Source organism: Salmonella sp. SJTUF14076, from assembly GCF_015534835.1.
In the GTDB taxonomy this organism is placed as follows: Bacteria; Pseudomonadota; Gammaproteobacteria; order Enterobacterales; family Enterobacteriaceae; genus Salmonella; species Salmonella enterica.
Genome location: NZ_CP064674.1, coordinates 2,499,197 through 2,513,582, shown reverse-complemented (window position 1 = coordinate 2,513,582; position 14,386 = coordinate 2,499,197). Strand labels below are relative to the sequence as shown.

At 52.6% G+C, this 14,386-nt stretch carries 14 protein-coding genes; 8 read left to right on the top strand and 6 right to left on the bottom strand.

The features are described 5' to 3' along the window. Positions 1–135 precede the first annotated feature (135 nt). A complete protein-coding gene (ydgH, locus tag HU143_RS12210; RefSeq protein ID WP_000769297.1) occupies positions 136–1,080 on the bottom strand; it encodes a DUF1471 family protein YdgH in 945 nt (314 codons plus the stop codon). Positions 1,081–1,606: 526 nt separating this feature from the next. On the opposite strand from ydgH, the gene pntA reads away from it, so the two are divergent. Beyond that, positions 1,607–3,136 carry a Re/Si-specific NAD(P)(+) transhydrogenase subunit alpha gene (pntA, locus tag HU143_RS12205; RefSeq protein ID WP_001219355.1) on the top strand — a complete coding sequence of 510 codons (1,530 nt, stop codon included), beginning with the start codon at positions 1,607–1,609 and terminating at the stop codon, positions 3,134–3,136. 10 nt (positions 3,137–3,146) lie between these two features. Then, entirely contained in the window at positions 3,147–4,535 is a 1,389-nt protein-coding gene (pntB, locus tag HU143_RS12200; RefSeq protein ID WP_000014056.1) for a Re/Si-specific NAD(P)(+) transhydrogenase subunit beta, read from the top strand. A gap of 174 nt (positions 4,536–4,709) precedes the next feature. On the opposite strand, the gene HU143_RS12195 is transcribed toward pntB, so the two are convergent. Next, entirely contained in the window at positions 4,710–5,744 is a 1,035-nt protein-coding gene (locus HU143_RS12195) for an AI-2E family transporter (RefSeq protein WP_001118268.1), read from the bottom strand. A 417-nt stretch (positions 5,745–6,161) separates the two neighbouring features. On the opposite strand from HU143_RS12195, the gene mdtJ reads away from it, so the two are divergent. Together mdtJ and mdtI are read left to right on the top strand one after the other, a co-directional pair. Then, the gene (gene mdtJ, locus HU143_RS12190) at positions 6,162–6,524 is read left to right on the top strand and encodes a multidrug/spermidine efflux SMR transporter subunit MdtJ (RefSeq protein ID WP_000500278.1); all 363 of its coding nucleotides are present in this window, start codon (positions 6,162–6,164) and stop codon (positions 6,522–6,524) included. Next, positions 6,511–6,840, top strand: coding sequence for a multidrug/spermidine efflux SMR transporter subunit MdtI (gene mdtI / locus HU143_RS12185; RefSeq protein ID WP_023227478.1), 330 nt, complete (start codon positions 6,511–6,513; stop codon positions 6,838–6,840). The genes mdtJ and mdtI overlap by 14 nt, the downstream gene beginning before the upstream one ends. A 34-nt stretch (positions 6,841–6,874) precedes the next feature. Here the strand turns inward: mdtI and HU143_RS12180 are convergent, their stop codons facing one another. Next, positions 6,875–7,696, bottom strand: coding sequence for a trypsin-like serine peptidase (locus HU143_RS12180; RefSeq protein ID WP_000549649.1), 822 nt, complete (start codon positions 7,694–7,696; stop codon positions 6,875–6,877). 268 nt (positions 7,697–7,964) lie between these two features. Beyond that, positions 7,965–8,216, bottom strand: coding sequence for an acid resistance repetitive basic protein Asr (asr, locus tag HU143_RS12175; RefSeq protein WP_023193189.1), 252 nt, complete (start codon positions 8,214–8,216; stop codon positions 7,965–7,967). Between the two features lie 235 nt (positions 8,217–8,451). Here asr and HU143_RS24560 point away from each other — a divergent pair, with 235 nt between their 5' ends. Continuing rightward, positions 8,452–8,544 (top strand): KPN_01571 family protein, encoded by a 93-nt coding sequence (locus HU143_RS24560; protein ID WP_023227479.1) that lies wholly within the window; start codon positions 8,452–8,454, stop codon positions 8,542–8,544. 66 nt (positions 8,545–8,610) lie between these two features. On the opposite strand, the gene HU143_RS12170 is transcribed toward HU143_RS24560, so the two are convergent. Continuing rightward, complete coding sequence (locus HU143_RS12170; protein ID WP_000091792.1) at positions 8,611–9,864, bottom strand: MFS transporter; 1,254 nt, start codon at positions 9,862–9,864, stop codon at positions 8,611–8,613. Between the two features lie 119 nt (positions 9,865–9,983). On the opposite strand from HU143_RS12170, the gene HU143_RS12165 reads away from it, so the two are divergent. The 3 genes from HU143_RS12165 to bioD all read left to right on the top strand — a co-directional run bounded on the left by HU143_RS12165 (position 9,984) and on the right by bioD (position 13,052). Then, positions 9,984–10,883, top strand: a complete 900-nt coding sequence (locus HU143_RS12165; protein WP_001019577.1) for a LysR family transcriptional regulator — start codon at positions 9,984–9,986, stop codon at positions 10,881–10,883. 127 nt (positions 10,884–11,010) lie between these two features. Further along, positions 11,011–12,231, top strand: a complete 1,221-nt coding sequence (mlc, locus tag HU143_RS12160) for a sugar metabolism global transcriptional regulator Mlc (protein WP_000225094.1) — start codon at positions 11,011–11,013, stop codon at positions 12,229–12,231. 125 nt (positions 12,232–12,356) lie between these two features. Continuing rightward, positions 12,357–13,052 carry a dethiobiotin synthase gene (gene bioD / locus HU143_RS12155; protein WP_000919233.1) on the top strand — a complete coding sequence of 232 codons (696 nt, stop codon included), beginning with the start codon at positions 12,357–12,359 and terminating at the stop codon, positions 13,050–13,052. Here bioD and clcB read toward each other — a convergent pair. Next, positions 13,008–14,297 carry a voltage-gated ClC-type chloride channel ClcB gene (gene clcB / locus HU143_RS12150; protein WP_031617085.1) on the bottom strand — a complete coding sequence of 430 codons (1,290 nt, stop codon included), beginning with the start codon at positions 14,295–14,297 and terminating at the stop codon, positions 13,008–13,010. The two genes, bioD and clcB, sit on opposite strands and share 45 nt — an antisense overlap. Positions 14,298–14,386: the final 89 nt, after the last annotated feature.

Here is a 14,386-nt window from a genome sequence, read left to right as displayed (position 1 = left end):
GATATTTGACGGAACTGGCAACCCGCGGGAAAGTGCCGGATGGCGGCTTATCAGGCCTGCCGTTGAACGATAGTGTAGGCCTGATAAGGCAGGTATGCCGCCATCCGGCGAGAAAGCCTGATGGCGACGCGCGCCTTATTTATAGAGGTCGGCGCTGATGGTGATGTTATTACCGCGCTCCTGCCACTGACGCGTAATATGATAATACTTAGCGCCTTTCTTCGCCGCGCGTTTGGCGACCTGGTAGGAGATTTCTGTCATATTGCCGTAGTTGCCGGTGAACTTAACGCTGTCGAAAGGCACCATCATCGCAGCCGTCGCTTTATTCAGCTCCTCAACTTTAGTGCCATCCGGAAGTGTGACAGTGTAACGCCCGCCTTTGGTGGATTGCGTTTCGAAGAAACGGCCTACTTCGGCGCTCGGCGAGGCTGACGTGGCGACGCCTGGAATTTCGACTTTCTTCGCAGCTTCGCCGCCCTGAGCCAGCGCGGCGCGGCCAGCTTCAGAGTCTGCCGGAATAGCGTCCGGGCTCTGGACGATGCGTTTTTTCGCATCTTGTTTATAGATAAATGCAGTGATGCGTTGGTTTCCGCCCTGATTCGCATCTATCTGACGAACAATATAGAAAGCGTATGCGCCTTTTTGTTTCGCCGCTTTCGTAATGGCATCGTTAACTTCCGGCTGGCTACGGTAGAAGCCCTGAACGGTGACGGTGTCATACGGTTCTAATTGTACGGCCTGGTCTTTCGGTAATTCCACGATGCCATTAATGACACGATTTTTGGGCGCGTCGGCTTTCGGCGCGTCGGCTTTATACACGTCCGCCACAACACGCCAGTTACCACTGTTGCCGAACTCCGAGGTGTCGACAACATAGAAGGAGGCTGCGCCTTCTTTATCTGCGCGGCGGGACACGGCGGAGACCGCATCGCCAATAGCATTAAAACGACCGGTAATAACGATGCGGTCATAAGGTTTTAGTGCAGCCGCTTGCTCCGGCGTCAGTTCTGTTGCTGCATGGACAGAAAAAGCAGCCGCAGAAAGCAGAGCCGACGCCAGGAGAGTGTTCTTAAGCTTCATAAAAATAATCCTTCGCCTTGCGCAAACCAGGTACTGGTATTGTTATTGACTAGAAACGTGGCTGATTATTGCATTTAAACCATATGGATGTCTGCGGGATTTTTCACGCATCGTGTCATGTATCCTATCTTTGATGATAACATTTGCCGATATGTCGAAAAAAACGGCGTCCGGGCGGCTAAGCTCATGAAGCGCATGAATTTAATAAGTTAATTTAATGTTAATTTCTTGATATCGACAGAGGTTTAATGATGTTTTACTGTCAAATTTGAGCGAATTATCAGCCCTCGCAGGCCATTTTCAAGGCATTATGGCTGCTTAGCGGCTGAATCGTTCATGTTTTGCAAATTTGATAAAAAATTCTGTTTTTTGGCGCTAGATCACAGGCGTTATTTTCAGTAGGTTATAGAGAGTTTGTAACGGTTTTATTCTGCTGGGGTAACATTTACCTCAAACGCGGGCAGGCGTACGCTTCTCGCGCTTACTGACAAACCATCATCAAAAATACCGATGGAAGGGAACATTTATGCGAATTGGCATACCAAAAGAGCGGTTACCCAATGAAACCCGTGTCGCTGCGACGCCGAAAACGGTAGAGCAGCTACTGAAGCTGGGGTTTAGCGTCGCTATCGAAAGCGGGGCGGGTCAACTGGCAAGTTTTGACGACAAAGCGTTTGCGCAGGCTGGCGCGGATATTGTAGACGGCAATGCTATCTGGCAGTCGGAAATTATTCTCAAGGTTAATGCGCCTGAAGAAGATGAAATCGCTTTACTGAACCCCGGGACTACGCTGGTCAGTTTTATCTGGCCTGCGCAAAATCCTGGGTTAATGGAGAAACTTGCCGAACGTAAGGTTACGGTGATGGCGATGGACTCCGTGCCGCGTATTTCCCGCGCGCAGTCGCTCGACGCGTTAAGCTCAATGGCGAATATCGCGGGTTATCGCGCCATTGTAGAGGCCGCGCATGAATTTGGGCGCTTCTTTACCGGGCAAATCACCGCCGCCGGGAAAGTGCCGCCGGCGAAGGTGATGGTGATTGGCGCGGGCGTAGCCGGTCTTGCGGCTATCGGCGCGGCAAACAGCCTGGGGGCGATTGTCCGCGCGTTTGATACTCGTCCTGAAGTCAAAGAGCAGGTCCAGAGTATGGGGGCTGAGTTCCTCGAACTGGATTTTAAAGAGGAAGCCGGTAGCGGCGATGGTTACGCCAAAGTGATGTCCGAGGCGTTTATCAAAGCGGAAATGGCGCTCTTTGCCGCCCAGGCCAAAGAGGTCGACATCATTGTTACCACCGCGTTGATTCCGGGCAAACCTGCGCCGAAGCTGATTACCCGCGATATGGTCGATTCTATGAAGGCCGGCAGCGTGATTGTCGACCTGGCCGCGCAGAATGGCGGTAACTGCGAATATACCGTCGCCAATCAGGTTGTGACGACGGACAATGGCGTGAAAGTGATTGGCTATACCGATCTACCGGGACGTTTGCCGACGCAGTCATCCCAGCTTTATGGCACCAACCTGGTTAACCTGCTGAAGCTGCTGTGCAAAGAGAAAGACGGCAATATTGACGTGGATTTTGACGATGTCGTGATCCGTGGCGTGACGGTGATTCGCGACGGCGACATTACCTGGCCTGCGCCGCCAATCCAGGTTTCCGCGCAGCCACAGGCCGCGCCTAAAGCAGCACCTGCGCCAAAAGAGCCGGAAAAGCCCACTTCACCCTGGCGGAAGTATGCGTTAATGGCGCTGGCGATCATTCTTTTTGGCTGGCTGGCCGATGTCGCGCCAAAAGAGTTCCTCGGCCATTTTACCGTGTTTGCGCTCGCCTGCGTGGTTGGTTATTACGTGGTGTGGAACGTGTCTCATGCGCTTCATACGCCATTAATGTCGGTGACCAACGCAATTTCAGGGATTATTGTTGTCGGGGCATTATTGCAAATTGGTCAGGGCGGCTGGGTCAGCTTCCTGAGCTTTATCGCGGTGCTTATCGCCAGCATTAATATTTTCGGTGGCTTCACCGTGACTCAGCGTATGCTGAAAATGTTCCGGAAAAACTAAGGGGTAACACATGTCTGGAGGATTAGTTACAGCTGCATACATTGTTGCCGCGATCCTGTTTATTTTCAGTCTTGCCGGGCTTTCAAAGCATGAAACGTCCCGCCAGGGGAATAACTTCGGTATTGCCGGGATGGCGATCGCGTTGCTGGCGACCATTTTTGGGCCGGATACCGGCAACGTGGCATGGATTCTGGTCGCCATGATTATTGGCGGCGCGATTGGCATCCGCATGGCGAAAAAAGTTGAGATGACCGAGATGCCGGAGCTGGTCGCGATTCTGCACAGTTTCGTGGGCCTGGCGGCGGTACTGGTTGGCTTTAACAGCTATCTGTACCATGACGCCAGTCTGGCGCCGGTGCTGGTGAATATCCATCTGACCGAAGTCTTCCTCGGTATCTTTATTGGCGCAGTCACTTTCACTGGATCGATCGTAGCGTTTGGTAAACTGCGCGGCAAAATCTCTTCTAAGCCGTTGATGTTGCCTAACCGTCACAAAATGAACCTGGCGGCGCTGGTTGTTTCTTTCCTGTTGCTGCTGGTTTTTGTTCGTACCGAAAGCGTGGGTCTACAGGTTCTGGCGCTGCTGCTGATGACCATTATCGCGCTGGCGTTTGGTTGGCATCTGGTCGCTTCTATCGGTGGGGCGGACATGCCGGTGGTTGTTTCAATGCTGAACTCCTATTCCGGTTGGGCTGCCGCGGCGGCTGGCTTTATGTTAAGCAACGATTTGCTGATTGTGACCGGCGCGCTGGTCGGTTCGTCAGGCGCGATCCTGTCTTACATTATGTGTAAAGCGATGAACCGCTCTTTCATCAGCGTTATTGCCGGTGGGTTCGGTACTGACGGCTCCTCAACGGGCGACGATCAGGAAGCTGGCGAACATCGCGAAATCACGGCGGAAGAGACCGCTGAGATGCTGAAAAACTCCCACTCCGTCATTATTACGCCGGGGTACGGGATGGCGGTAGCGCAGGCGCAGTATCCGGTGGCGGAAATCACCGAAAAACTGCGTGCGCGCGGGATCAACGTGCGTTTCGGCATTCATCCGGTGGCGGGTCGCCTGCCGGGGCATATGAACGTGCTGTTGGCGGAGGCGAAAGTGCCTTATGACATCGTGCTGGAGATGGACGAAATCAATGATGATTTCGCCGATACCGATACCGTGCTGGTGATTGGCGCGAACGATACGGTGAACCCGGCGGCGCAAGACGATCCCCGCAGCCCGATCGCCGGTATGCCGGTTCTCGAAGTGTGGAAAGCACAGAATGTCGTGGTCTTTAAGCGTTCAATGAATACTGGTTATGCTGGTGTGCAGAACCCGCTGTTCTTTAAAGAGAATACGCAAATGCTGTTTGGCGATGCCAAAGCCAGCGTGGATGCGATTCTGAAAGCGCTTTAATCTTTTAAACGTGCGGCGGCCTCTTCGGAGGCCGTTTTTATACACTTCATCCTTTAATCTGCCTTTTTGTTGGCTGCGCTCAGAAAACCCGGTCACATCGTTATCTATGCTCCCGGGGATTTCTTCCCTTGCCGCCGCGAGGCATCTTGAATGATTTTGTGTATGTATTGCATTTTATCTTTTGTTTAAATCGCTAAGCAGAACGGCGATACTCTGCCCGCCGGTGGTCTGTTCGAGGGCGATTTTTACAATGATGGTTAACGGAACGGAGAGCAGCATGCCCACCGGACCTAATAGCCAGCCCCAGAAAATTAACGACAAAAATACCACTAAGGTTGAAAGGCCTAAACCACGTCCCATGATTCGTGGCTCAAGGATATTGCCGAAGACCAGATTAATCAGCAGATAGCCTGCCAGCACCAGCAGCGCATCATAAAACCCGTTAAATACCAGCACCTGAATAATGGGCGGCAGGGCAGCGAGCACCGATCCAATATTAGGAATATAGTTCAGCGCGAAGGCCAGTAGTCCCCAGACAAAGGCGAAGCGAACATCCAGCGCGGCCAGCATTCCCCATGCGACCAGCCCCGTCACGATACTGATCGCTGTTTTTAACACCAGATAATGGGAAACGCTATCAAGCGCGCGTTGAATTGCCGCCATGCCTTCCACCGGACGGCTCATCATCTGCTGCAGTTTTTCAGGCAGTTGTGGAACCTCCAGCAGCATAAATACCACGGTCAATAACAATAAAAAGATGGACGACATGGCATTGGACAGCTGGGTGAGCAGGTTCGTTACCAGAGTCATGGCGGCGTTTGGATCGATATATTTCGCCAGCTCATCAACCGACACGCCAATGCCTGCTCGCTGCAACCACGGTTCGATACGTTGCAACGGTATCACCAATGAGGAGCGATACTGCGGTAGGGTACGGGCCAGTTCATTTAATGATGTCCCCAAATAGGCCAGTAGCAGTACCATTAACATGACAATAATCACAATGAGCAATGACACGGCGATAACGCGCGGAATTCGACATCGGGTCATCCGTTGCACAACGGGATTGAGAACGACTGCAATAAATAACGCCAAAATAAAGGGAACAATGATATCTGCGGCGAAGCGGATACCGCTCAGAATAACCACCAGCATTCCCAGCATAATGACGATTTTTAGACCATTGAGCGTGATGATCGGTTTTGCCATATCAGTCCCTGTTTTCTGATGCCGACACGAATAATAATGTGATGTCGGTCGACCTGTTCTGGTTAAAATCAAACACTTCAGGTAAAGAAGTGAAAATATTTTGAGTTAATTCCTGGCTTATGATACAAATCAGGCGTGTTCAACTACCGAGGACAATTATCATCCGCGATGACGAGAAGCAACACTGCGGATAATTGTAATATTATGGACAATATGTTCAGCGCTTTTTTCTCCACGCAAACGCATCTTCACTCTACCTCCTTTTTCCTGCTTATCGGCGAGCAGCACTGGCGTAACGCGCTTTAGTCTCTTACTTCTGCCTGAGCTGGCGCAATGCGCTGTGCTAACTGATTTTATTTTTTAGTTTGCTGCGTGCAGCAGACTCGAAAGAGTATATTCTCATGCAGGAGAAGTGTCATGTTTTACTGGATTTTATTAGCTCTGGCTATCGCGACTGAAATTACCGGCACGCTCTCAATGAAATGGGCTAGCGTGGGTAATGGCAATGCGGGTTTTATTTTAATGCTGGTGATGATCACGCTGTCATATATATTTCTTTCTTTTGCGGTAAAAAAGATTGCCCTGGGTGTAGCGTATGCCTTATGGGAAGGGATCGGCATTTTATTTATTACCATTTTTAGCGTGCTGCTATTTGATGAAGCATTATCAACTATGAAGATTGCCGGCTTGCTGACGCTGGTCGCCGGCATCGTATTGATCAAATCAGGGACGCGTAAACCCGGCAAACCGGTGAAGGAGGCGACTCGTGCAACAATTTGAATGGATACACGGCGCCTGGCTTGGGCTGGCAATAATACTGGAAATCGCGGCTAACGTACTGTTGAAATTTTCGGACGGCTTTCGCCGTAAATGCTATGGCATCTTATCGCTTGCCGCTGTTCTGGCCGCCTTCAGCGCGCTTTCCCAGGCGGTAAAAGGGATAGACCTGTCGGTGGCGTATGCGCTATGGGGCGGTTTTGGTATTGCCGCTACGCTGGCGGCGGGCTGGGTGCTCTTCGGCCAGCGCTTAAACCCCAAAGGCTGGGTTGGCGTGATATTGCTGCTCGCCGGAATGGTCATGATAAAATTTGCCTGAGACGATCGCTGCCGGTCAGGCAGCGATTCCCGCATTAATCCTGCGCCAGAGCTTTCAGCTTATCGCGAAAGCCGGTGACGGATATAGCGCGGTTATCGGCGCGCCAGCGATCTTTAGCCGCAGGGGCGGAGCTTTGTACGCCAATAAGCTGCCATCCGCTATCCGTGTGCAATAAGAGCGGCGAGCCGCTGTCGCCAGGTAACGTGTCGCACTGGTGTGAGAGTACGGCATTCTGCGCCCAGCCGGTCACGACGCAATCCTGATGGGAATAAAGCGCATTCAGATGATCTTCCGGATAACCGGACTGCGTGACTTTTCGGTCTGCGGCTTTCAACGCCGCAGTGAGCGCCGCTTTATCGCCGGTAAATAAAGGCACTGGCGTGATACCGGAAGGTGGGTAGCGCAATATTACCAGACCAAAATCCCAGCTTGCCGCGGCAGGCGGCACAATCCAGCCATCGCCATCCGCTTTCAGACGTCGGCCCAGCGACGGTTCAACGCGGCCTTCAATGCCGTGGATTTCATAGCGCCATACTCCTTTTCGCGCCACAAAACGCAGCGCAACCGCCTTGTCTGGTTTTCCTTTCGGAGGCGTTAGCAGGCAGTGACCTGCTGTCAGGGCGATATGCGGGGAGATAAGCGTTGCCGTACACAAATTACCGCTGGCGGTCTCTAGTTGCCCGATGGCATCCCACGGCGATTGGGTAGGATCGGCGACGGGCACCCGATCGTCATGGTTAAAAAAAAGCGTTTTGACGTCGCTGGCATCCGTGGCGTCTGTTTCAGCCCCCCTGGCTTTCGCCATAACCGGTAAAAAACACACTATGCCCAGTAATACAGCAATGGTTTTATGCATATCACACTCTGGTGGGTAATTATGATTATTAACAACAAACCCTCAGTACTACTATAGACGTGACGGTAAGAAAGTGGGAGTAAAATCAGATAACTACACTCAGGAAAGATAGAAATGCGTGGCAATAACGGCGCATAAAATAAGCACGATAAGAATGAGCTCAAAGCGGTAGCGAGACACTTTTTTGCCCTCCCGGAAGGCGGCGCTAAACCAGAACAATTTAGCGCCGTAAAAACGGGCGCGGGGGCGCGCCGCAGCATGTTACGACTTACGCAGCCGGCTGCGAAGTTGTTTTTGACACAGATTTGGCCGGGGCTTTTTTGCCATCTTTTTTCTGGTGCTTTTTAGCCGCCTGCGCTTTTTGCTCAACGGTTTTTTTATGCTGCTTTTTGTGGTGCTGGGTGTTCTGGGTTGTTTTGGCAGGCGTTGCGGTTTTCGCAGGCGTTGCAGTCTCAGCCGCGAATGCTGCGGAAGAGAGACCCATTGCAGCGGCAACAACCAGAGCTAATACTTTTTTCATTTTGATACCCTCGATTTGGTTTTCATTCAACCCCACTGCGGGGCCGGTGAAATGACTATATCGCTGTTATCAAAAGGCTTCCGTGAGTGATTGGTTTCGGCATGTAACGCTATGTACAATCCCCCGGTAACGCGATGTAAGCCCCCACCATAATAGGTAGCTTTACGTTACCGGCCGTTATTTTTGGTCGCAGAGTCGGTAATATCCGCCCTCCAGAATAACAGGCACACCGTATATGAATCCGATAATCTGGATGGTATTTACGCTTCTGGCGCTGGATGCAATCAGAGAAGTTATGGGCGTATCAAGCCTGACAGGTCTGTGGTGAACAGTGAGTTGTGGCGTGAAACCAGCCCGGCGATAGCGCACGTTGCTATCGCCGGATTATTTCTTTTCAGGCGTGAAGACGATGATGTAACCGCGTCCCGACCAGGATGGCCAGCACCAGCATTAGCGCGATAAAACCGCCTACGCCGTTCCAGCCGTAACTATGCCAGAATACGCCGCCTAGCGTCCCGGCGATACTGGACCCCAGATAATAGCTGAAAAGATAAAGTGATGAGGCCTGCCCCTTCGCCCGGCGCGCACGCGGGCCAATCCAACTACTGGCCACGGAGTGCGCGGCGAAAAAACCGGCGGAAAAAAGCAGCATCCCGGCAAAAATCAGCCAAAGCGAGGTAAAAAGCGTCAGTAAAAGCCCGCCCAGCATTACTGCGATAGAGAACAGCATCACCGGCCCCCGGCCATAGCGTGAGGTCATTGCGCCAGCTTTCGGCGAGCTCCATGTGCCGGTGAGATAGGCTACGGATAACAGTCCGACCACGGCCTGGCTTAATTCCCAGGGGGAGAGCATCAGGCGATAGCCAATGTAGTTAAACAGGGTGACGAACGCGCCCATCAGTAAAAAGCCTTCCGCAAACAGCAGAGGTAACCCCCGATCGCGCCAGTGGAGACGGAAATTAATAAATAGCGTTTTAGGCCGTAGCGATGTAGGACGGAAATGTTGCGAGGCGGGTAAAATCTTCCAGAACATCAGCGCGGACGCCAGCGCAAAGCATCCGATGGCCGCCAGCGCGATGCGCCAGTTAAAAAAGTCGGTCATGACGCCGCTTAATAAACGCCCGCTCATCCCGCCGATGGAATTACCGCTAATATAGAGTCCCATAGAGAAAGCGACAAAGCTGGGATGGATTTCTTCACTCAGGTAGGTCATTCCCACCGCGGCGACGCCGCTTAACGACAGACCGATCAGCGCGCGCATAATCAGAATACCATGCCAGCTGGTCATCATGGTTGATAACAATGTGCAGCAGGAGGCTAATAACAAGGCGGTGACCATCACCGGTTTACGGCCTATCGCATCAGAAAGCGGGCCGGTAAAAAGTAAGCCGATAGCCAGCATGGCGGTAGAAATAGAAAGTGAAACGCTGCTGCTGGCGGGGGAGACGCCAAACTCCTGGGAAAGTACCGGTAGTATAGGCTGAACGCAATAAAGGAGCGCGAAAGTCGCCAGGCCCGCGGAAAAAAGAGCCAGCGTGACGCGCATGAAAGGTGCTGTACCGCGTTTAATAAATTGAACCGGCTGAGAATGGCGTTGTTCGTCGATATCGCTCGCCGTGGCGTCATCGAGAATAGTTGTACGACTCACGTTAAATCCTTGCTTTACATCTCCGTCAACAGGAGACGGGTATAACCGACATGTAAAGCATAGAAAAATCAAAATATTCTGTCTAATATATTAATTGTCTCAAATAAGACGTTAAAAATATGAATATCGAATTACGTCATTTACGTTACTTTGTGGCGGTAGCAGAAGAGCTGCATTTTGGTCGTGCCGCCGCGCGCCTCAATATCTCGCAGCCGCCGCTCAGTCAGCAGATACAAATTCTGGAGCAGCAGGTCGGCGCGCGATTACTGGCGCGGACCAACCGCAGCGTAGCGTTAACCGCCGCCGGGCGACAGTTTCTGGTGGATAGCCGACACATCCTGAGTCTGGTAAACGACGCCGCCGCTCGCGCCGAGCGGTTGCATCAGGGCGAAGCGGGTGAAATCCGTATTGGCTTTACGTCTTCAGCGCCTTTTATTCGGGCGGTATCGCATACCTTTTCGCTGTTCCGCCAGTCCTATCCGGGAGTGCATATGCAAACGCGTGAAATGAATACGCGTGAGCAAATCGCGCCGCTCAACGAAGGCGTACTGGATATTGGCTTGCTGCGGAATACGCCGCTGCCCGACACACTTAATCGCGAGGTGATTTTGCATGAGCCGCTTATGGCCATGATCCCGCGCGAACATCGGCTGGCACAAAAGCCGGTCGTCAGTCTGACAGAACTGGCGGAAGAACCTTTCGTCTTTTTCGATCCGCATGTCGGGACGGGCCTCTACGACGATATTCTCGGCCTGATGCGGCGCTATAACCTGTCGCCGACCATCACACAGGAGGTTGGCGAGGCAATGACCATTATCGGTCTGGTGGCGGCGGGACTGGGTGTCTCGATTCTGCCGGCATCCTTTAAGCGTGTACAGATGAGCGAGATGCGCTGGGTTCCCCTGGCAGAAGAGGACGCCGTATCTGAAATGTGGCTGGTATGGCCAAAGCATCATGAACAGAGTCATGCCGTACAGCGGTTTTGCCAACTGCTATTACTGGCTGCCCGACGGGATTAATTACGCTTAAAAAGGGTGAAAATGTGCAGTTAATCACACGGCTAAGCAAAAAGTTGACGGCGAGTATTGAAGTGTTTCACCATAGCACACAGATTATTTCGGAGCGCGAAAATAAAGGGAGTGAGCGGTGGTTGCTGATAGTCAGCCTGGGCATATCGATCAAATTAAGCAGACCAATGCTGGCGCAGTGTATCGCCTGATTGATCAGCTCGGACCGGTATCGCGAATTGACCTGTCTCGTCTGGCGCAGTTGGCGCCTGCCAGTATTACGAAAATTGTTCGCGAAATGCTGGAAGCGCATTTGGTTCAGGAACTTGAAATTAAAGAGGCGGGCAGTCGTGGACGTCCCGCCGTCGGGCTGATGGTGGAAACGGAAGCCTGGCACTATTTATCTATTCGTATTAGCCGTGGCGAAATTTTCCTTGCGCTACGCGATCTTAGCAGCAAACTGGTGGTAGAAGAGTGTCTGCCGCTGCCGTTAACCGAAGCCACGCCGTTGCTTGAGCGAATTATTACGCACGTTGATCGGTTTTTTACCCGCCATCAGCAGAAACTGGAGCGTCTGACCTCCATTGCCATTACGTTACCGGGCATTATCGATACCGAAAACGGCGTTGTGCACCGGATGCCGTATTACGAAGATGTCAAAGAGATGCCTTTGGGAGATGCGCTGGAGCGGCACACTGGCGTACCGGTTTACATTCAGCATGATATTAGTGCCTGGACGATGGCAGAGGCGCTTTTTGGCGCCTCACGCGGCGCGCGCGACGTTATCCAGGTGGTGATTGATCATAATGTGGGGGCGGGCGTTATCACCGACGGTCATTTGCTTCATGCGGGCAGTAGCAGTCTGGTAGAGATTGGGCATACCCAGGTCGATCCTTATGGTAAGCGCTGTTATTGCGGTAATCATGGCTGTCTGGAGACCATCGCCAGCGTCGATAGCGTGCTGGAACTTACGCAGCTTCGGCTTAATCAGTCGATGAGTTCAATGTTGCACGGCCAGCCGTTAACGGTAGATTCACTGTGTCAGGCGGCGATGCAGGGAGATCTATTAGCAAAAGATATTATTAGCGGCGTTGGCGCGCATGTCGGACGCATTCTGGCTATCATGGTGAATTTATTTAATCCGCAAAAAATTCTTATTGGTTCGCCGCTAAGTAAAGCGGCTGATATCCTTTTTCCGGCCATTGCTGACAGTATCCGTCAACAGGCGCTGCCCGCCTACAGTAGGAACACGGTTGTGGAAAGCACGCAGTTTACCAACCAGGGCACGATGGCCGGGGCGGCGTTGGTAAAAGACGCGATGTATAACGGCTCTTTGTTGATTCGTCTATTACAGGGTTAACATTTTTTAACTGTTGTACAAAAATTTGCGCTAACTCAAGCTGATTGCCCTTGCCATATCTTAGACTTTCTCCACTGTATTATTTTCCTGGCTTATATTTTCGAAGCATAACGGTGGAGTTAGTGATGCTGAAGCGTTTCTTTATTACAGGTACAGACACTTCTGTTGGGAAGACGGTGGTTTCCCGCGCATTACTACAAGCGTTAGCGTCGAGTGGTAAGAGCGTTGCAGGGTATAAACCTGTCGCTAAAGGGAGCAAAGAGACTGCAGAAGGGATGCGCAACAAAGACGCGCTGGTATTGCAAAGCGTCTCTTCGCTGGAGTTGCCGTATGAGGCGATTAATCCGATCGCGTTAAGCGAAGAAGAAAGCAGCGTCGCGCATAGCTGTCCTATAAATTACACCTTGCTGTCCAACGGTCTGGCGAGCCTGAGCGATAAAGTGGACCACGTGGTTGTGGAGGGCACTGGCGGCTGGCGTAGTTTGATGAATGATTTACGTCCATTGTCCGAATGGGTGGTACAGGAACAGTTACCGGTATTGATGGTGGTAGGGATTCAGGAGGGGTGCATTAATCATGCGCTACTGACTGCGCAAGCTGTCGCTAACGATGGACTGCCATTAATTGGCTGGGTGGCGAATCGTATCAATCCTGGCCTGGCGCATTATGCTGAAATTATTGATGTGCTTGGGAAAAAACTGCCAGCGCCGCTGATTGGCGAGTTACCGTACCTGCCGCGCGCCGAGCAGCGTGAGCTGGGGCAGTATATTCGTTTATCAATGCTCGGCAGCGTGCTGGCGGTAGATAGAATCATGGCGTAACGTTCGCGAGAGCACTGACGCGACTACACAGGCAATCAGCAGACCGGGGAGTAACTGATACTCGCCGGTCATTTCACAAATCATCAGGGTGGACATTATCGGCGCATGGGTTGTCGCCGCCAGTAGCGTCGCCATACCCGCCAGCCCCAATAAAATCGCTATTTCATCCGAGCCTGGCAGCCAGAATCCCCATATCCGACCCAGAAACATTCCAATGGATAATCCGACAAATAATGTTGGCGTAAAGACGCCGCCCGGCGCGCCAGACCCGCTGCTGGCGAGCACCGCCAGGATTTTGCACGCAAAAATTCCGCCAATCAGCGAGAATAGCGGCGGAGAGAGCAAAAATGATTGTACGACGCTATAGCCGTTTCCCCATACCGTGGGCGTGAGTAACGACAGTAATCCGACAATAAGCCCGCCCAACGCCAGTTGCCAGGGCGGGGACAGTTTTAAGCGTAAGAAACTATTATGGCTGGCCGTCATCAGCCACATCAGCAATGGGCCGCACAGACCGGCGACCAGGCCGGTACTGACTATCATGACGTACTCCCGCGCGTGGAGATCAACGGTCAGATGTACGGTATAGAGTAGTGAATCGCTACCGTTTAATACATGGGTGGTTAGCAGGGCGACGACGGCGGAAACGACAACCGGGCCGAGGGAAGCCAGCATTAAGGTACCGAACAGGATCTCCGCGATAAACAGGCTGCCCGCCAGCGGCGCATGGTAAGCGCCCGCCATGCCCGCAGCGGCGCCGCTGGCGATCCATAATTTCCATTCCTCACGCGGCGTGAAGCGTCGGGCAAAGCTGGATGCCGCCAGCGCGGCGAGGAGGATCATTGCGCCTTCGCGACCAATTGCGCTGCCGCTGACCACGACCAGCAGCGAGGCCAGCGATTTCACCAGACTGGCGCCAACGTCAAATTGCCCGTCGGTTTGCAATGCTTCCATATAGTCAGTGGGCGCATGGGGGCGCTGTTGGTTCATTTTTTGCCACCCCCACAGCAACAGACCAGCGGCCAGGCCGCCAAGCGCCGGCGTAATCAGCCGTCGCCAGGGCGAAAGCCCCTCAGCCGCATTCACCAGACTGCCGGTGTCATTACTCAGGAAAATCCACTCCAGCAATTGCATCGCATGACGGAAGGCGGCGACAGCCAGCGCCGCGAGAATACCGATGAACGTAGCGATCAGCAGGCGACGAAACATCGCGCGCAGATCCGGGTAAGCGTGTAAACGATGCATGAGCGGGTAAACAGGGAGTTTCAGGATAGCCTATTCTGCGGGGAAATGGCGTCAGACGCAAAAGCACTATGTGCGATATAATATTGCGT